The sequence below is a fragment of the Sphingopyxis sp. Geo48 genome (assembly GCF_949769155.1).
Taxonomy (GTDB): Bacteria; Pseudomonadota; Alphaproteobacteria; order Sphingomonadales; family Sphingomonadaceae; genus Sphingopyxis.
Window position 1 is genome coordinate 484340 of record NZ_CATKPA010000003.1, and the last position, 18266, is coordinate 502605.

The 18266-nt window shown below is 67.2% G+C and carries 19 protein-coding genes; 10 read left to right on the forward strand and 9 right to left on the reverse strand.

From position 1 onward, the window contains the following. The first annotated feature begins 5 nt into the window (after positions 1–5). The 6 genes from QOL79_RS13915 (at position 6) to QOL79_RS13940 (ending at position 4296) form a co-directional block, all read left to right on the forward strand. Positions 6–209 (forward strand): YgaP family membrane protein, encoded by a 204-nt coding sequence (locus QOL79_RS13915; protein WP_058456216.1) that lies wholly within the window; start codon positions 6–8, stop codon positions 207–209. After that, a complete protein-coding gene (locus QOL79_RS13920) occupies positions 206–1468 on the forward strand; it encodes a TolC family protein (protein WP_283419980.1) in 1263 nt (420 codons plus the stop codon). Before QOL79_RS13915 ends, QOL79_RS13920 begins: the two co-directional genes overlap by 4 nt. A 17-nt stretch (positions 1469–1485) precedes the next feature. After that, positions 1486–2409 carry an MBL fold metallo-hydrolase gene (locus QOL79_RS13925; RefSeq protein ID WP_283419981.1) on the forward strand — a complete coding sequence of 308 codons (924 nt, stop codon included), beginning with the start codon at positions 1486–1488 and terminating at the stop codon, positions 2407–2409. Between the two features lie 11 nt (positions 2410–2420). Further along, positions 2421–3221 carry a sulfite exporter TauE/SafE family protein gene (locus QOL79_RS13930; RefSeq protein ID WP_283419982.1) on the forward strand — a complete coding sequence of 267 codons (801 nt, stop codon included), beginning with the start codon at positions 2421–2423 and terminating at the stop codon, positions 3219–3221. A gap of 62 nt (positions 3222–3283) precedes the next feature. Continuing rightward, complete coding sequence (locus QOL79_RS13935) at positions 3284–3952, forward strand: peroxiredoxin (protein WP_283419983.1); 669 nt, start codon at positions 3284–3286, stop codon at positions 3950–3952. Further along, the gene (locus QOL79_RS13940) at positions 3949–4296 is read left to right on the forward strand and encodes an ArsR/SmtB family transcription factor (protein ID WP_283419984.1); all 348 of its coding nucleotides are present in this window, start codon (positions 3949–3951) and stop codon (positions 4294–4296) included. Before QOL79_RS13935 ends, QOL79_RS13940 begins: the two co-directional genes overlap by 4 nt. Positions 4297–4305: 9 nt before the next feature. Here the strand turns inward: QOL79_RS13940 and QOL79_RS13945 are convergent, their stop codons facing one another. Both QOL79_RS13945 and QOL79_RS13950 read right to left on the reverse strand, forming a co-directional pair. Beyond that, a complete protein-coding gene (locus QOL79_RS13945; RefSeq protein ID WP_283419985.1) occupies positions 4306–5886 on the reverse strand; it encodes an amino acid ABC transporter ATP-binding/permease protein in 1581 nt (526 codons plus the stop codon). Beyond that, positions 5883–7499, reverse strand: coding sequence for an ABC transporter ATP-binding protein/permease (locus QOL79_RS13950; RefSeq protein ID WP_283419986.1), 1617 nt, complete (start codon positions 7497–7499; stop codon positions 5883–5885). The genes QOL79_RS13945 and QOL79_RS13950 overlap by 4 nt, the downstream gene beginning before the upstream one ends. Before the next feature lie 89 nt (positions 7500–7588). Here QOL79_RS13950 and QOL79_RS13955 point away from each other — a divergent pair, with 89 nt between their 5' ends. The 4 genes from QOL79_RS13955 (at position 7589) to trxC (ending at position 10974) form a co-directional block, all read left to right on the forward strand. After that, positions 7589–9172 (forward strand): cytochrome ubiquinol oxidase subunit I, encoded by a 1584-nt coding sequence (locus QOL79_RS13955; RefSeq protein WP_058456220.1) that lies wholly within the window; start codon positions 7589–7591, stop codon positions 9170–9172. 12 nt (positions 9173–9184) lie between these two features. After that, positions 9185–10333, forward strand: coding sequence for a cytochrome d ubiquinol oxidase subunit II (gene cydB, locus QOL79_RS13960; RefSeq protein ID WP_283419987.1), 1149 nt, complete (start codon positions 9185–9187; stop codon positions 10331–10333). 14 nt (positions 10334–10347) lie between these two features. Next, positions 10348–10458 carry a cytochrome bd-I oxidase subunit CydX gene (gene cydX / locus QOL79_RS13965; RefSeq protein ID WP_204992325.1) on the forward strand — a complete coding sequence of 37 codons (111 nt, stop codon included), beginning with the start codon at positions 10348–10350 and terminating at the stop codon, positions 10456–10458. Positions 10459–10533: 75 nt separating this feature from the next. Beyond that, the gene (trxC, locus tag QOL79_RS13970) at positions 10534–10974 is read left to right on the forward strand and encodes a thioredoxin TrxC (protein ID WP_058456222.1); all 441 of its coding nucleotides are present in this window, start codon (positions 10534–10536) and stop codon (positions 10972–10974) included. A 213-nt stretch (positions 10975–11187) separates the two neighbouring features. On the opposite strand, the gene QOL79_RS13975 is transcribed toward trxC, so the two are convergent. The 7 genes from QOL79_RS13975 to QOL79_RS14005 all read right to left on the reverse strand — a co-directional run bounded on the left by QOL79_RS13975 (position 11188) and on the right by QOL79_RS14005 (position 18184). Beyond that, a complete protein-coding gene (locus QOL79_RS13975) occupies positions 11188–11346 on the reverse strand; it encodes a Flp family type IVb pilin (protein WP_082657512.1) in 159 nt (52 codons plus the stop codon). Between the two features lie 40 nt (positions 11347–11386). Beyond that, on the reverse strand, positions 11387–12889 hold the full coding sequence (locus tag QOL79_RS13980) for a putative bifunctional diguanylate cyclase/phosphodiesterase (protein WP_283419988.1): 1503 nt from the start codon (positions 12887–12889) through the stop codon (positions 11387–11389). 127 nt (positions 12890–13016) lie between these two features. Beyond that, positions 13017–14198 (reverse strand): GGDEF domain-containing protein, encoded by a 1182-nt coding sequence (locus tag QOL79_RS13985; RefSeq protein ID WP_283419989.1) that lies wholly within the window; start codon positions 14196–14198, stop codon positions 13017–13019. A gap of 91 nt (positions 14199–14289) precedes the next feature. Further along, complete coding sequence (locus tag QOL79_RS13990; RefSeq protein WP_283419990.1) at positions 14290–15300, reverse strand: LacI family DNA-binding transcriptional regulator; 1011 nt, start codon at positions 15298–15300, stop codon at positions 14290–14292. Between the two features lie 179 nt (positions 15301–15479). After that, on the reverse strand, positions 15480–16469 hold the full coding sequence (locus QOL79_RS13995) for a DUF2891 domain-containing protein (RefSeq protein WP_283419991.1): 990 nt from the start codon (positions 16467–16469) through the stop codon (positions 15480–15482). 108 nt (positions 16470–16577) lie between these two features. After that, positions 16578–17516: a DUF979 domain-containing protein gene (locus QOL79_RS14000; protein WP_058456227.1), complete on the reverse strand. Its 939-nt coding sequence runs from the start codon at positions 17514–17516 to the stop codon at positions 16578–16580. Then, a complete protein-coding gene (locus tag QOL79_RS14005) occupies positions 17513–18184 on the reverse strand; it encodes a DUF969 domain-containing protein (protein ID WP_283419992.1) in 672 nt (223 codons plus the stop codon). The genes QOL79_RS14000 and QOL79_RS14005 overlap by 4 nt, the downstream gene beginning before the upstream one ends. Positions 18185–18266: the final 82 nt, after the last annotated feature.

The following is an 18266-nucleotide window of genomic DNA, read 5'->3' on the forward strand; positions in this document are numbered from 1 at the left end:
ATGTGATGAATCTCGATCGTGCCGTACTGCGCTTCGCCGGTTTTATCGTCCTGCTGGGGGTTTGCCTCGCGTGGTTCGTTCATCCATACTGGATCGCGCTCGCCGCCTTTGCCGGGCTCAATCTGATCCAGGCAAGCTTTACCGGCTTTTGCCCCGCCGCGATGCTCTTCAAGCGGCTCGGGCTGCGTGCGGGCGCCGCCTTTCGGTGAAGCGCGCAACTGTCCTGATCGCGGTGAACCTCGCAGCTTTCGCGCTGGCGCACGGGGCGAGGGCGCAGGATCTGGCGACGGCGATCGCCGACACGCGCGCGCATTCGCCCGAGCTAGTCGCGGCCGAAGCCGACGCCGGCGCCGCCGAGGCGAGGGTTGCGCAGGCGCGCGCGGCGGCGGGTCCGACCGCGCGGATCGAAGGCAGCATCGGTTATGGCCGGCTTGATCCCGGCGGCTATTTCGGCCTGTCGGCCGACGATGTGACGCCGAGTGCGGTCCAGTTCGTCGGTGAATATCCGCTCTATGCCGGCGGACGGATCGCCTCGGCCCTCGATCAGGCGGTCGCGGGCCATCGCGCGGCAAAGATCGGCGCGGACATGGCGCGGCAGAATCTGACGCTCGCGACGGTGTCGAGCTATGCCGAGGTCCTCACGGCACGCGAACTGGTCGCGAGTTATGCCGCGCTGGTCGCCGCGCTCGACGAGATCGTGCGCGACGCCGCGCTGCGCTACGATGTCGGCGACGCAGCGAGCAGCGAGGTCGCGCAGGCGAGGGCGCGCCGCGCCGAAGGACAGGCGGGCCTTGTTCAGGCGCAGGGCCGGCTCGCGGCAGCCGAGGCACGGTTGGAACGGTTGACCGGCAAAACTGTCGGCGTGCTCGCTCCACTGCCGCCGCGCCCCGAAGTTCCCGCATCGCTCGGCGACGCCGTCGACGCGGCGATCGCTGCAAATGCGATGCTTGCCCAGGCCGGCGCGGCGGTCGATGGTGCCGACGCCGGCGTGCGTGCGGCCAAGGCCTCGAACCGCCCGACGATCGGCGTCTTTGCCGAGGGAGCGCGCGTGCGCGACCAATTCTTTCCCGATTACCGCGCCGACAGCATGACCGTCGGACTGCGCGGCCGCTGGACCTTTTTCGACAGCGGAGCGAGCGGCGCGCGTGTGCGCGAGGCCGAGGCGCAGCGGTCGGCAAGCGCGGCGCGGCTGCGGCAGGCGCGCGACGAGGTGACGCAGGCGGTGATCGAGGCGTGGAGCGGCCTCGAAAGCGCCGAGCGCGGACTGGAAGCTGCGCGCGAAGGCGATATAGCTGCGCGCGAGGCACTGCGCGGCACGCGGCTCGAAGTGCGCTCGGGGGCCCGGCCGCCGCTCGCCGAGCTCGACGCCGAGCGCGAGGCGATCGCGGCGACTGCGCGCCTTGCCGAGGCGAGGGCGGCGGTGCAGGTCGCGGCATGGCGGCTGCGACTCCTGTGCGGGATCGAATGAAAAGCGAAGGACTGCCGATGACCGACCTCCACCGCGATACGGCGGCCGCGACGATCGAAACCGCGCGGCGCGCCCGCCACACTCCCATCGTCCGGACTTTCTTCGACGACGCGACCTTCACGGCGACGCACGTCGTCCACGACCCTGCGACGCGGAGGGCGGCGATCATCGACTCTGTGCTCGATTTCGACCAGGCGTCGGGCCGGACGAGCCATGGCTCGGCCGATGCGATCGTCGACTATGTCGGCGCCGAGGGGCTGAGCGTCGAATGGCAGATCGAAACCCACGCCCACGCCGATCACCTGTCGGCGGCGCCTTATTTGCAGGAAAAACTGGGCGGCCGGATTGCGATCGGACGGCATATCAGAACCGTGCAGACGATGTTCGGCGAGATCTTCAACGAAGGCGAGCGTTTTGCACGCGACGGATCGCAGTTCGACCGGCTGATGGCCGACGGAGACACCTTCAGGGTTGGTGAAATCGACGGCATCGTACTCCACTCGCCGGGCCATACGCCCGCATGCATGGCGTGGATCATCGGCGACGCCCTGTTCACCGGCGACACCTTGTTCATGCCCGACTATGGCACCGCGCGCGCCGACTTTCCAGGCGGCGACGCGCGCACGCTCTATCGATCGATCCGCCGCTTGCTGTCGCTTCCGGGCGAGACACGCGTCTTCCTGTGCCATGATTACAAGGCGCCGGGACGCGACAATCATGCGTGGGAAACGACGATTGCCGCCGAGCGCAGCGCGAACGTCCACGTCCATGACGGTGTGAGCGAGGACGTCTTCGTCGCGATGCGCGAGGCGCGCGACAGGACGCTGGCGATGCCGAAGCTGATCCTGCCGTCGGTACAGGTCAACATGCGCGGCGGTCGCCTGCCCGAGCCCGAGAGCAACGGCACACGCTACCTCAAGCTGCCGCTCGACATTCTCTGAGCGCTGGCGCGATGCCCGATCCCGCGACGCTCGATCTCGCGCAGATGACCCTCGGCGCGCTGTCGGGTGTGCTCGTCGGCTTCACGCTTGGACTGGTCGGAGGCGGCGGGTCGATACTTGCAGTGCCGCTGATGATCTATCTGGTCGGCGTGCCGCAACCGCATGTTGCGATCGGCACCGCGGCGCTGGCCGTGGCTGCCAACGCCGCGGCCGGTCTGGCCAACCATGCGCGCGCCGGCCATGTCCGCTGGCCGTGCGGGTTGACTTTTGCCGGCGCCGGTATCGTCGGCGCGCTTGCGGGATCGACACTCGGTAAAAGCTTCGACGGCGACAGGCTGCTCCTTCTCTTCGCGCTGCTGATGATTGTCATCGCGGTGGTGATGCTGCGCAGGCGCGGACGGACAGGCGATCCAATGGTGCGAATCAGCCGCGAAAACGCCCCGCGATTGCTCGGCTACGGCCTTGGCAGCGGAGCGTTCAGCGGCTTTTTCGGAATCGGCGGCGGCTTTCTGATCGTGCCCGGCATCGTTGCCGCAACGGGCATGCCGACGATCAATGCGGTCGGCACCTCGCTCGTCGCGGTCACCGCCTTCGGGCTGACGACGGCCGCCAACTATGCCTGGTCGGGGCTCGTCGACTGGCAGCTGGCCGGGCTGTTTATCGCCGGCGGCGCGCTCGGGAGCTGGCTCGGCCTGAAGGGTGCGCAGCGCCTGTCGGGGCACAGCGGGCGGCTCGACACGATCTTCGCGCTACTCGTGCTCGCAGTCGCCGCCTATATGCTCTACCGGGGTGCGGGCGCGATGCCGGGCTGATTTCGAGCATTCATTTACACGATATCGTGAAATATATATATCAGGTCGGCAAAGGATGTCCCGTGCCCGACAGCAACGCCTCTCGCCCCGAACCCCGACCGCTTCGCATCGGCGACATGGCGCCCGATTTTGTCGCTCGCAGCACAGCCGGAACGCTGCGGCTCAGCGACTATCGCGGCAGGTGGCTGCTCTTCTTCTCGCACCCCGGCGATTTCACGCCGGTGTGCACGAGCGAATTCGTCGCGATCGCGCGCGCGGCGGATCGGTTCGCCGCGCTCGGCTGCGAATTGCTCGCGCATTCGGTCGACAGCCTCTTCTCGCACCTCGGCTGGATCCGCGCGATCCACGACGATCTGGGCGTCGCGATTCCCTTCCCGGTGGTTGAGGACAGTTCGCTTGAGATCGCCCATGCCTTCGGTATGGTCGATCCGGCGTCGAACAACGCCGCATCGGTCCGCGCCGCCTTTTTCATCGATCCCGACGGCGTGATCCGCGCGCTCTCCATCTACCCGCTGTCGGTCGGGCGATCGGTCGCCGAGTTGCTGCGCACTATCGCGGCGCTTCAGCGCACCCACGACGGCGCGGCGATGACGCCCGCCGACTGGATGCCCGGCGACGATATCCTGCTGCCCCCCGCGCTGCTCGCCAGGGAGGCACTGGCGGCGAAAGGCACAACCGGCTGGTTCTATCAGCTCGCGAAAGACCGGCCGACCAAGGCCGGGGCGCCATGACCGACGGTGCCGATACAGACGACGCCTTGGTCGAATTGCTTCGTGTCCTCGCGCATCCGGTACGCCTGAAGCTCGTCTTCGCGATCCGCGAGCAGGAGCTAGCGGTCGGCCAGATCGAAAGCGCGACCGGTATCGGCCAGCCGCTGCTCAGCCAGCAACTCGGCGTGCTGCGCAAGGCCGATATCGTCGACACGCGGCGCGAGGCTAAGCAGATCTTCTATCGGCTGCGGCCCGAGGCGTTGGTACCGATCCGCGTGCTTGCCGACCGCCTGGGCGACCGCGCGGCGCCGCCGCCCGCCGGTGGCGACGCAAGCGCGGCCCATTTCGCGCGTATCCTGCGCTAGGATCCTGCCCTAGAGCCGCAAGCGGCGGCTCACGAGGCCGAGCATCGCCGGTCGGTGGCTGACCAGGATCAGGCCGGTACCAGTCCTTTCCAGCCAGGTGCCGAGATTGCCGGCCAGCCGCGCTTCGGTGGGGGCATCGAGCCCCTCACTCGGCTCGTCCAGCAGGAGCCAGGGGCGTCCCGCGAGCAGCGCCCGTGCGAGCGACAGGCGCTTTCGCTGGCCACCCGACAGCCGTGCGCCATCGTCGCCGAGCCAGCAATTGAGCCCGCCGGGCAGCGCCGCGACGACATCGTCGACGCAAGCGAGCGACAGTGCCTCCGCCATCGCGGCGCGGCCGAGCCCGGGCCGCGCGAGCGAAAGGTTGTCGGCAACGCTCCCCGCGATCATCGCGGCGTCCTGCGCGGCGAGCGCGAAAAGGATGCGGCGGGCGGCGAGTGGCAGCCGCGCGGCCGGGACGTCGCCGATCGCGACCGGCTCGGGCGCGTCGTCGCGCAGGCCGGCGAGCGTTTCGAGGATCCGCGTCTTGCCGCTGCCCGACGCGCCCGTCAGGGCGACGCGTGAGCCGGGCTCGATCAAGTGACGCGCGCCGTGGAGCGTGATCTCGATCTTGCGGTCGCTCGGCACGGGATACTCCCGCGGCGTTCCCGGTTCCGGAAACATCGCGTCGAGCCGCGCACGCGCACCGCGGCTCCTCCAGCGCTGGAGGTCGAGCCGGATAAAGGCGCCGGCGATTTCCATCGCGGCCGCGGCGGCCAGCGCCGCGAGCGCAACGAGCGGCGGACTTGCGGTCGACGCCGCGATCACGCCCGCGACCGCGCCGCCGGTCAGCGCCCAATGCACGACGCCGATGGCGGCGTCCGTCCGCGCCAGCGCGACGCGCGCGGTGTGGAGCGGTGTCCCGGCATCGGCGAGTGCGGCGCGGACGTCGGAACCGAGCCCATAGACGATAAGGTCGTCGCCGCCCGATGCCATGCCGACATAGCGCTGCTTGAGCCGTCCAAGCGCGGCACTTTCGGCCGCGAGCGCGGGGGCGATGCTGCGGGCGCCGATGGTGCGCGCGACGAGCGCGCTGCCGATCGCCGCAACGAATAATATGACAGCGGGAACGATGCCGGCCAGCAGGACGAGCGCGCACGAGCCCGTCAGCGTCGCGACTCCCGACGGGACGAGCGTGGTGCGGAGCAGGGCCTCTTCCAGCGTCTGCACATCCTCGCCCAGCCGCGCTGCGACATCGCCGCGCGCGCGGATCAGCGCAGCGGACGGCGGCGCGGCGACAAGGCGCGCAAACAGGCGTGTGCGCACCTCGGCGAGTGCGAACAACATCGCCTGATGGCTGAAGAGCCGCTCGCCATAGCGCGACAGCGTGCGCAGGATCGCGAGCGCGCGGATCGCGGCGCTGGGGACCAGATAGTTGAACGCCTTGACCGCCGCGGCCCCGGCCAGCCCGGCGATCGCCGCGCCGGTCAGGAACCACCCCGACATCGCGAGCAGGGCAACGGCAGCCAGCGCCGCGAGCGCGGCTGACGCCATGCCGAGCAAGATGGCGCGGCGCTGTCCGCGTCGCGCGGCGTGAACGAGGTCGTCGATCATGCCAGCTCCACGACGCTGTCGGCGATCGCGGCGAGCCGTGGGTCGTGCGTCGCGACGATCAGCAGCCGCGTTTCGGCGGCGCCTTCGAGCAGCGCGACGACGCCATCGGCGTTTTCGGCGTCCAGATCGGCTGTCGGCTCGTCGAGCAGCAGGATCGGGCGCGGCGCGAGCAGCGCGCGCGCGAGGCCGATGCGCCGCCGCTCGCCACCCGACAATCCGCTGCCGCGATCGTCGATCGTCCAGTCGAGCCCGCTGCCACGCGCCGCGATCAGCGCATCCAGCCCGAGCGTGTCGAGCAAAGCCAACGCCTCGTGCTCGCTCGTTCCCGATTGATCGAGCAACAGATTGCGACGCAGCGTATCGGGCAACAACAGCGCCCGCTGACCCGCCCAGCCGCAATGCGGCGCGATCGCGGCGGGATCGAGGGCGACCTCGTCCATTCGCATTTCCCCCGTCTCGATCGCCACCTGGCCGATCAGCGCGCGCAGCAGGCTGGTCTTCCCCGATCCGCTCGGCCCCATGATCAGATGCAGGCCGGGACCGTCCCATCCGGCGGTCACCGGACCGATCGCGGCGCCTTCCGGATGCCGAACGACGAGGCTGGAGAGCGCGAGCCGTGCGGCATGTTTCGGTGTATCGATAGACGTGGGGGCGGGCGGGAAGCTCTCCAGTCGCATGGCGACGGCCGCCATCGCCGCCACGCCCTGCTGCTTTTCGTGATAAGCGGCCGCGAGCCGGCGCATTCCGACATAGAATTCGGGCGCAAGCGCAAGGACGAAAAAGGCGCGCGCGAAATCGAGGCGTTCCGGCGCCGCGAACGGGAGCAGGCCGAGCAGCGAAAAGCCGCAATAGACCGCGACGAGCGCGACCGCGAGCGCGCTGAAGAATTCGAGGATCGCGCTGGAAACGAAGGCGACGCGCAGTACGCCGAGTGTGCGGGTGGCAAGATCCTGTGCCGCCACGCCGATATGCCGCGTCACGCGATCCTCGGCGCCGCAGGAGAGGATCAGCGGCAGCGCGCGTACGCGATCGACGAACAGCCCGCCGAGCCGCGACAGCGCGCCAAGCTGGTCTTCGCTCGCACGGTGAGCAGCACCGCCCGCAAGAGCCATGCCGATGGCGAAGGGGATGAGCGTCGCGAGCAGGATCGCCGCCGCGACCCAGCTGGCAGGGAAGGCCGCCAGCGCCACCAGCAACGGCGAGAGCATGGCCGCCCGGCGAAGCGGGAGGAAGCGCGCGACATAAAGTTCGATCCGGTCCACACCCGCGACGATAAGTTCGGCATCCTCGCCGGCGAGCCGCCCGCGCCCGGCGGCGCTTGCGATCAGCGCCGGAGCGAGGCGCGCACGCGCCGCGTCGGCGATCGCCATGCCGTGCCGCAACCCGGTCATCATCGCCCCCGCTTGCGCCAGTCCCCGCAGCGTTGCTGCTGCGACGAGCAGAAGAATCCAGATCGCTGCATCGTCTCGCCCTGTTTCCGCGACGATCGGCGCGAGCAACCGCGTCAGCGCCAGGGCGAAGATTATCGCGGCCGCCGTATCGCCAATCCACGCGACAACCGCTCCGGAGCACGCCCGAACGCTTTCAGGTGAGACATTCTGACCGATTGACATTTTGCTTATATTCACACATTCTTATATTCATTAAATGACGCGCCGGCAAGAGCGGTGCGCCGTCCGAGTCGCCGTTCAGGAGTGACGCAATGGATCTGGCCGTAGTCGAGCTTTCCCGCCTGCAATTCGCCTTGACGGCACTTTATCATTTCCTCTTCGTCCCGCTCACCCTGGGGCTCTCTTTCATGCTTGTCATCATGGAGAGCATCTATGTCATCACCGGGCGCGAAATCTGGCGCACGATCACGCGTTTCTGGGGCAAGCTGTTCGGGATCAACTTTGTCCTCGGCGTCGCGACGGGGCTGACGATGGAATTCCAGTTCGGGATGAACTGGTCCTATTATTCGCACTATGTCGGCGATATCTTCGGCGCGCCGCTTGCGATCGAGGGGCTGATGGCCTTCTTCCTCGAGGCGACCTTTGTCGGGCTGATGTTCTTCGGGTGGGAAAAATTATCGCGGCAGGTCCACCTGCTCGTCACCTTCCTCGTCGCACTGGGATCGAACCTGTCGGCGCTGTGGATTCTGATCGCGAATGGCTGGATGCAGAATCCGGTTGGCGCGCGGTTCAATCCCGAGACGATGCGCATGGAGGTGGCCGACTTCTATTCGGTGCTGTTCAATCCGGTTGCGCAGGCCAAGTTCGTCCATACGGTAAGCGCTGGCTATGTCACGGCATCGGTCTTCGTGCTCGGTATTTCGGCCTGGTACCTGCTGCGCGGCCGCTTCACGCCGCTGGCAAAAAGATCGCTGACGGTGGCAGCGGCTTTCGGCCTCGCGTCTTCGCTGTCGGTCGTCGTGCTAGGCGACGAGTCGGGCTATGCGCTGACCGACAACCAGAAGATGAAGCTCGCTGCGATCGAAGCCATGTGGCACACCGAAAAGGCGCCCGCGGGCTTGACGCTGGTCGGCTTTCCGTCAGTCAAGGATCGCACGACATATTATGAGATCAAATTGCCTTACGTGCTCGGGCTCATCTCGACGCGCAGCCTCACCGGCGAAGTGCAGGGGATCAACGAACTGGTCCTCCATGCGCAGGAGCGTATCGAAAGCGGCAAGATCGCCTATGGTGCGCTTGAGCGGCTGAAGGCCGATCGCACCGATGCCGCGGCCCGCGCGCTGTTCGAGGAACATCGCGGCGATCTTGGCTACGGGATGCTGCTCAAGCGTTACGTCGCCGACCCGCAGACAGCGAGCCGCGATCAGGTGATGCAGGCCGCTTGGGACACTGTTCCCAATGTTCCCGTCACCTTCTGGCTGTTCCGGCTGATGGCCGGGCTCGGATTCTTCTTCATCGGCTTCTTCGCGTTAGCCTTCTATTTCGCGACCGTGCGGCGTTTCGACGTCAAATGGTTCCTGCGCCTTGCCGTTCTGATCATACCGCTTCCGTGGATCGCGATCGAAATGGGCTGGGTGCTCGCCGAATATGGCCGTCAACCTTGGGCGATCGAGGGCGTGCTGCCGACATTCCTAGGCGCATCGAGCCTGACGGTGGCGCAACTCTGGACGACGATCATCGCCTTCACCCTGCTCTACGGCGGCCTCGCCGTTATCGAAATGCGGTTGATGCTGGCGAGTATCCGCAAGGGGCCCGAGCCGAACCGCCTCGCGGGGGGCGCACCAGAAACCGCAGCCAAACCCGGCGCGGGCTATGCCCCGCTTCCCGCCGAATAAGGAGGCACGATCATGGCGATACCCATCGACTACGAAACCCTACGCCTGATTTGGTGGCTTTTGCTCGGCGTCCTGCTGATCGGCTTCGCACTCACCGACGGTTACGATCTCGGCGTCGCGGCGCTGCTGCCCTTTGTCGCGAGAACCGACGAGGAACGCCGTCTTGCGATCAACAGCATCGCGCCGACCTGGGAAGGCCATCAAGTCTGGCTGATCCTCGGCGGCGGCGCGATCTTCGCTGCGTGGCCCTTCGTCTATGCGATAAGTTTTTCGGGCTTCTATCTCGCGATATTCCTCGTGCTGGCCGCGCTTATCCTACGGCCCGTCGCTTTCAAATATCGGTCGAAGCACGACGACGCCGCGTGGCGTAGCCGCTGGGACTGGGCATTGTTCATCGGCGGCATCGTCCCGGCGCTCGTGTTCGGGGTCGCGGTGGGCAACGTCCTCATCGGCGCACCCTTTCGTCTCGACAGCGATTTACGGGCCTTCTACGAGGGATCGCTGCTCGGGCTCTTCACTCCCTTCACCTTGCTCACCGGGCTGCTCTCGGTCGCGATGATCGTATTGCACGGCGCCGGCTGGCTTGCGCTCAAGGTCGAGGACGGCGCGGTGATGGAACGCGCCCGGCGCTTGGGCAAGTTCGCTGCGCTGCTTGTACTTGTCCTCTTCGCAATCGGCGGCATGATGGTCGCGACGACCTCGATCGGATACCGGCTTGAAGGCGCCATCGACGCGGCCGGACCGTCGAACCCGCGGTGGACGACCGCGGCATCCGCGCCGGGCGCCTGGCTCGAAAATTATGAACGGCAGCCCTGGATGCTGCTCGCGCCGATCTTCGGCTTCGTCGGCCCCGCGCTCGCATACCTCGCGATTGCGCGACGGCGGCAGGCGATGTTGTTTGCCGGTTCGGCGACGGCGGTTTTCGGGATCATTTCGACCGTCGGCCTGTCGATGTTCCCATTCATTCTGCCCAGCTCGATCGACCCGCACTCAAGCCTGACCGTCTGGAACGCCTCGTCGAGCCACCTCACCTTGTGGATCATGCTGGTCGTGACGCTGATCTTCCTGCCGATCGTGCTCGCCTATACGGCGTGGGTGCTGAAGATCCTGTTTGGCCGCATCACCCTCGAAGAGGTGCGCACCAACCCCGACTTTTACTGACCGGAGGATAAGCGATGTGGTATTTCACCTGGGTTCTCGGTCTCGGCCTCGCGGTCGGCGTGGGTATATTGAACGGGCTATGGCATGAATTTCACTCGCCTGCCGACGAGGACGGCCCCCTCTAGCGGCTCTAGTACTCGTCCGGCCAGCCCACCTTCCCGACAGGAGGCCGATGGGCAATGCTCCGGGAGGAATCTGGCATGGCTGACCCTGAAATCCTCATCTGTCCGAACTGCGATGCCGGTAACCGTGTGCCGCACGCGCGGCTGGCCGACGGGCCGCGCTGCGGTAAGTGCGGGGCGGCGCTATTCCAGGGCGAGCCGCTTGCACTCGATGCGCCGCGCTTCGACCGGTTGATCCGCATCGGCACCTTGCCCGTACTCGTCGATTTCTGGGCCGAATGGTGCGGGCCCTGCAAGGCGATGGCCCCGACCTTCGCGGCGGCGGCCCGCGATCTCGAGCCGGAAATTCGTCTCGTGAAGATCGACACCGAGGCCCAACCGTCGCTCGCCCATCGTTATGCGATACGCTCGATCCCGACGCTTGTGCTCGTCGCCGGCGGGCGCGAGGTCGCGCGGCAATCCGGCGCGATGGACCGCGCCTCGCTGATCCGCTGGGCTCGAGCGGCGGCCGGGCACTGATCTTGCTACCGGAAAGACCGGTCATCGGGCGCCGCCGACGTTGATCCCGCGCTTGAGGATATGAACGCCGGAAAATTTATATATAATAACAGGTTGTTAGAGGCGATATGACCGTCCGTGAAACTAAAGTTATAATCGTCACGGGGCATCCAGTTTTTCCCGGAAACAGTCACAACAATTTCAAGCTGGCTGGTGCAGCGATCTGCGCTTTCATCAACGCAGCGCGTTCGCGATCGTCAGGAAGATGGTTTCGAGATTGAGACCCAGCGACTGGAAGGCGACGATGCACGCGACCGAGATCAGCGCGGCGATCAGGCCATATTCGATGGCGGTTGCGCCCTTTTCGTCACGCAGCAGGCATCGCTTCGCCATCGGGTGGGTTCTCCTGTTCTGATAGGGGCTAAGGTTGAATTCAGGGGTCCGGGCTCAGGTCACGCTGCGCGGTGCTGCCGAAGGGATCCTTGCCGGGACGACCGAAGAAATAGCCCTGGGCCTGCGGGCAACCGGCGTCAAGCAGTATCCGCCGTTGCTCGTCGGTCTCGACCCCTTCGGCGACGATCGGCACGTTGAAGCTGCGCCCGAGCCCGACGATCGCGCGGACGATCGAGGATGCGGCCGCATCATGGCGCATCGCGGCCACGAAGCTGCGGTCGATCCTGATCTTGTCGAAGGGGAAGGCCTTCAGATTGCCGAGCGACGAAGGGCCGGTGCCGAATTCGTCCATCGCGATGCGTACACCCGACGCGCGGATTTCGTGGAGCGTCTGCAGCGCGCGCTGACGGTTGCGCAGCAGCGCGGCCTCGGGAATCTCCAGTTCGAGCCGATGGCCGTCGAGTCTCGACCGGTCGAGGGCGTCGCGGACGACCGCGACGAAATTGGGTATGCGGAGCTGCACCGCCGATATCTTGACGGCGACCGCTAGCGTGTCCGGCCAGGTCGCGGCGGTCGTGCAGGCCTGGCGCAGCATCCATTCGCCGATCGGGACGATCGCCCCGGTTTCTTCGGCAACGGAAAGGAAGGCCTCGGGCGCGATCTCGCCGAGCCGGGGATGGCGCCAGCGAAGCAGCGCTTCGTAACCGACCACCGAGCCCACGGCGGCGGCGACGAGCGGCTGGAATTCGAGGTAAAGCTCGTTGCGCGCGACCGCAAGCCGCAGGTCGCGGTCGAGCGTGCGGCGTTCGCGGGCGACCCTGTCCATCTGCCGGTCGAAAAGCGCGGCGCCGCCGCGCCCGTCGGCTTTCGCGCGGTAAAGCGCGATGTCGGCGTTGCGCCGGATCGTCCCGGCATCGGCGCCGTCGCGCGGGAAGAGCGCGACGCCGATGCTCACCCCCACCGCCATCGGGTCGCGCGCGCGGTCCATCTCGGTCGACACCGTGTCCAGAATGCGGTTCGCGAGCTTGCGTGCATCGTCGGGGCCGGAGATGCCGACCTGAATGATCAGGAATTCGTCGCCGCCGACCCGCGCGACGATATCGGTGCCGCGAACCGCGGCGCGAAGCATGTCGGCGACGCGGCACAATATCGCGTCGCCCGCGCCGTGCCCGAAGATGTCGTTCACCGCCTTGAAGCGGTCGAGGTCGAGCGCGAGCAGCGCGAACGGCTCGCCCGCGTCGACCGCGTCATCGAGCGCGTCGGTGAAATGCGCGCGGTTCGACAGGTCGGTGAGCGTATCGTGCGAGGCGAGATGCTCGATCCGGCGCAGTGCGCGGTCGCGGCCGGGAAGGTCGCGGACGGCGAGCCGCCGGCCGACCGCCACGCCGGCGAGCGCGATATTGGCGGCGGCGATCGCGGCGATCAGCCAGCCGGCACCGCCCGACGCGGCGAGGCCGGCATTGCCGAGCAGGAAAATCGCCATCGTGACCGGGAACGGCCGCAGGCCGCTCCGGACGCGCCCGTGGCCGAGGGCATCGAACATCGCATTGCTCCCCTGGTCCCCGAAGCCGTTGTGGAGGGGAGCGATGAAAATTGCCTCGGCTATTCGGTATTACCCCATGAAGCATGAACCGCTTGCGGACGCGGTGACGCCCGGGGGCTGCCGCTGGTCAGCCGCCGCCCGCCGCGAGCCGGACCGGCACCGGACTGAACGCCCGCACGCGATTGCGGCCCGCGCGTTTCGCTTCGTAAAGCGCCTGATCGGCCTGGCGCAGCAGTTCGGATAGTCCCTCGTCGGCGCGGCCCGCGGTGATGCCGACGCTCGTCGACGGGACGAGGCTGGGCGGGATATGTTCGGCGCACGAGGTCGGGAAGCCGATGCGGATGATCTCGGCGAGCCGGCGCGCGCCCTCGATGCTGGCGCCGGGAAGCAGGATCGCGAATTCCTCGCCGCCGATGCGCCCCGCGACCATGTCCGCCGGACCGAGCTGTCGCACATGCGCGCCGAACGCAGCGATGATCGTATCGCCCACCGCATGACCGTGGCGATCGTTGACCTCCTTGAAATGGTCGAGGTCGGCGATCAGCAGCGCGACGCCATGGCCCTCGTCGGCCGAGCGACGGAGCGCGGTGGTCGCATTGGCCTCGAACCCGCGGCGGTTGAGCAGGCCTGAAAGGTCGTCGGCATTCGCCTCGACCTTGAGCTCGCGCACCATGTCGATCGCGACCGCGACGGTCAGGCAGATCGCGGCGACGATCGATACCATCGCCTGGCTGAACTGCACCGTGGTCCAGTAGAGCGACTGCTGGAAACCGACATAGCTGTCAAAGCCGCCGCGCAGCGACAGAAGCACGACCGGACGGACGATCAGGTTGACCGCCGACAGCCCCGCGACCCAGAAGAGCAGCTTGTCGATGAGGAAGGGCTTCGCGACCGGCCACAGCGCCCGCACGACCATCGACGCGATCAGCCCGGCGCCGATGCTGATCGCATAGATGCGCGCGCTGATGCTGGGGTGACCGAGCAGGAACCACAGGAAGGCACCCATCGAAATCGCGCCGGTGATCGCCATCGCGCGCCAGGGTACGGGCAGCGCATAGCGTTTGATGATCGCAGCAGCGAAAAAGACGCCGGTCAGCAGGAAGCCGAGATTGGCAGGAATCCGCTGCGCCTCCATCGGCAGCACGGGCGCGACGTCCTGGATCAGGAAAGCGATCGCCGAACAGAAATAGGCTGCGGCGGCATAGGCGATATAATGTTCTTGCCGCTGACGCCACATCCAGAAAAAGGCAGCCGCGAACAGCAGGTCGATGCCCGGATTGAGCAGTGAAATGAAAAGCTGTCCCGTCAATGCGGCTTCCTGCGACCCCCGTCAGGCATCGTGCCCGCGCATGGATAACAAGTCGTTACAAGGACATGGGAAAATCGGAAGTGTGTAACGGTTAGGCCGTGCCGCGGAGCGCAAGTTGGACGGGAATCCGCGTGCCGCTGCGCGTGAAATCATCGTCCTCCAGCGCCATCGCGACCATCGCCTCGCCGGCAGCGTCGAGATCGGGCTCGATCGTGGTCAGCGCGGGGTCGGCAAGGGTGCCCGCGCGGATGCCGTCGAAGCCGATCAGCGCGACATCGTCGGGTATGCGGCGACCGGCGTCCTTCAGGCCCTGCAGGACGCCGAGCGCGAGCATATCCGACGCGGCGAAGATCGCATCGACGTCGGGATGCGAGGCGAGCAGCTCTGCAGCGGCGGCCACGCCCTGCGCGTGGCGGTCGACCGCGGCGGGGGGCTCGACAATGACGGGGGCGATGCCGTGCGCCGCGAGCGCGGCGGCGAACCCGTCGCGGCGCTCGTCGAACTGGCGCTGCGGCGAACGCTGCGGTCCGACGAAGGCGATGCGCTTGCGCCCGGTCGCGACCAGATGCTCGGCGGCGAGGCGGCCGCCGGTGTCGTTGTCGCTGCGCATCCAGTGGAAGGGGTCGCCGGGGCTGCCCCAGCAGACGAAGTCGAGCCCGGAGCGCTGCGCCTCGGCGAAATAGTCCCATGCTGCGCGATTGCTGGTCGTGCCGATGACGATCATCGCGTCGGCGAGGCCGCTGGCGACGAAATCGGCGCGGAAATTGTCGGCGCTTTCCTGGAAGGAGACGAGCAGGTTGAAGCCGCGCGCCGAGGTGGCGGCGGCGATGCTGCCGAGCAACGCGAAATAGAAGGGGTTGATCGCGCTGCGATCCTCGCCGGGGCGGCAGATGGTGACGAGCGCGAGCGTCTCGCTGCTTTTGAGGCGCAGCGACGAGGCGTGGCGGTCGACGACATAGCCGAGCTCGCGTGCGGCGGTGGAGACGCGGGCGCGGGTTTCGGCGTTGACACCGGGCGAGTTGCGGAGCGCGCGCGAGACGGTCGATTGCGACACGCCGGCGCGCTCGGCGACGTCGAACGATGTCGGGCGCAGCGTTTTCATCGGCAGTCGGTCTCCCCTTTCCGCCGTCTCTCGCCGCGAGGACAGGGGTTGTCAATGCGGGGCTCTCGCGGATTGTCGACAAAGTTCTGTGCCCCTGCGAAGGCAGGGGCCTATCTCCTGCCGGTGTTATCTTGAACCGCCCGGAGATGGGTCCCCGCCTTCGCGGGGACGCGGAAGTTCTATAACCCGTCAAGCGCCAGCAACGCGAAGCTCGCGAGCCAGTGCTCGCCCATATAGTCGCCGGTGACGTGCGGAAGCGCGGCGGCGAGATGGCGCTGCGCGGCGGCTGCGGCGGCCGGGGAGACGGGATGGTCGGGACCAAGCGCCGCGGCGACGGCGCGCCAGCTCCACGCCCGGCTGAGGTTCAGGCCGTCGAGATGCGCGATCTTGCCGTCGCTGCGGTCGGAGACGGTGGCGGGGGTGAAGAGGGTGGCGGGCTGTTCGTGCGCGGCGCGGGGAAAGAAGGCGTCGAACCAGCGGGTGAAATCCTCGCCGAGGACGACGGCCATCAGATGCGCCTCGGTGAGCGCCGAGGAGAGAAATTCGTCGCCGCTAGGCTCCCACGCCTGACAGTCGCGGTCGTCGGCGAACCACGCCTTTGCTGCCGCGTCGATCAGCGTCGCGAGCGCAGGGTCGCGCATCCTTGCCCAGTCGCGTGCGAGGAGGAGCGCAAAGGCGATGTTGAAATGGGTGCCGACGCGCAGCGGGTAGGTCATCTTCGGCAGGAAAGCGTGAAAGCGCTGCGCGAAGGCGAGCGCAAGCGGTTCGAGCGCGGCAGCCCAAGGGGCATCGTGACGCTCGGCTTCCTTATGGAGCGCGAGGAGCCAGGCCCAGCCATACGGGCGTTCGAACGTGGCCGAATAGGGGCGATCGAGGAAGGCCAGCTCGCCCGCGACCTTCTCCGGCACGAGCATCGCGTCGGCGCGGGCGCGGGTGTCGGCACTGACGGCAAGGTCGGGGAAGCGGCGCGCAAGCCGCAGGATCTGCCACCAGCCGTGGACGCAGCTGTGCCAGTCGAAGCTGCCGTGGAAAATCGGGTGATGCGCGCGCGGGGGCTTCGCATCCTCGGGTCCGTTGAGGACGAGGTCCATTTTGTACGGATATTCGCGGCCGATGTGCGACAGGGTGGCGGTCGCGAAGCGGGCGGCGTGGTCGGGGTTCAATTCCATGCGGCCTCCATATCCGTTCGTGTCGGGCGAAGTCGAGACACCCAGACGGCATGGATGACCGACGGGCATCTCGACTTCGCTCGATGCGAAAGGAAAGAGCGATCGGCGCTAGAAGGCGAAGATATAAATGAAGAGGATGTTCACTGCGAGCAAAGGCAGCGCGGTGCCGACCTGTGCCCGGATCACGCCATAGGGGCTTTTGAGTTCGAGCAGTGCGGCGGGGACGAGGTTGAAGTTCGCCGCCATCGGCGTCATCAGCGTGCCGCAGAAGCCCGCGAGCATGCCGATCGCGGCGACGACCGCGGGGTCGCCGTCATAATGTTTGATCAGCAAGGGCAGGCCGACCGCGGCCATCATCACCGGAAAGGCGGCGAAGGCGTTGCCCATCACCATGGTGAAGAGCGCCATGCCGAGCCCGAAGGCGAGCACCGCGCCGAACAGGCTGCCCTCGGGAATCGCGGCGCCGATGAGGCCGCCGACGACCTCGCCGACGCCCGCGAGCGCGAAGACTGCGCCGAGGCTCGCGAGCATCTGCGGCAGGATCGCGGCCCAGCCGACGGCGTCGAGGAGGCGGCGGCCCTGCTGAAGCGGGAGGAGCGCGGGAGGTTTGAGGCGCGCCATGCCGACCGCCAGCGCAATCAGCACGCCGATCGCGAGCGAAATGAGCGTCGCCTGCTTGGGGTCGGCGAGGCCGGGAATCCATTTGAAGAGAAAGGTCCCCGCGAGCGCGACGACGGGGATGATCAGCGCGACGAGGAGCAGGAAATTGCCGTAGCGCAAGGCGCGCGCGGCCTGAACCTCGGCGGGGACGTCTCCCCCGCGGCCGCGGCCGATCTGCCCCGTGCCCGCGATCGCGACGAGCGCGAGGACGAGCAGCCCGTTGCCGAAATCGCCCAGATAGTCGCCGAGGATCATCGAGGTCGCGAGCAACCCCCAGAAGGCGGCGTTGCCGAACCGTCGGGGGTTGCGGCGATCATAGAGGCCGAGCAGCGCGAAAAGCGCAAAGACGATCCCTGCGAAGATATAGACGAAGTCGAGCGTGATCATGCGCCGGCCGCCGTCTTTTGCATCCGCTTTTCGAGGCGGCGGAGGCGGAAGCCGTGGATCAGGAAGGCCGCGATCGCGGTCGGGATCGCCCAGAGCGAGAAGTGCAGCGGCTCGATCTGATAGCCATAGCCTTCGAGCACGCCCTTCATCAGCAGGATCGATCCGATCGCGAGGAAGATGTCTTCGCCGAAGAACAGTCCGATATTGTCGGTCGCCGCGGCGTGCGCCTTGACCTCCTCGCGCTGTTTATCGCTGAGCGCGGGGTTGGCGGCTTCGGCGGCCGCCTCGGCCATCGGGGCGACGAGCGGACGCACGGTCTGGGCATGGCCCGCGACCGAGGTGAGGCCGACCGCCGCCATGCCCTGACGGAGCAGGAGGTAGCCCGTGAGCAGGCGGCCGAGCGTCGCGCCCTTCATGCGGTCGATCAGGCTGCGCGCATGCTGCTGGAGGCCGTAAGCCTCGAGCAGGCCGATGACGGGAAGGACGATCCAGATGATCGAGACATAGCGCGTGTCGTTGAACGCCTTGCCAAAGGCGGCGACGATCGCGGCGACGTCGAGCCCCGCCGCGAGCCCCGTCGCGAGCGCCGAGGCCATGATGACGAGCAGCGGATTGAAGCGGAGCAGGAAGCCCGCGATGATGATGAGAATGCCGATCAGGACGAGCATGGCTTAATTCCCTCCCCCTCGTTGGGGGTGCGGTCTCGGTCTGAGCCGATGATGCCTGGACATGCCCTCACCCTCATCCAAC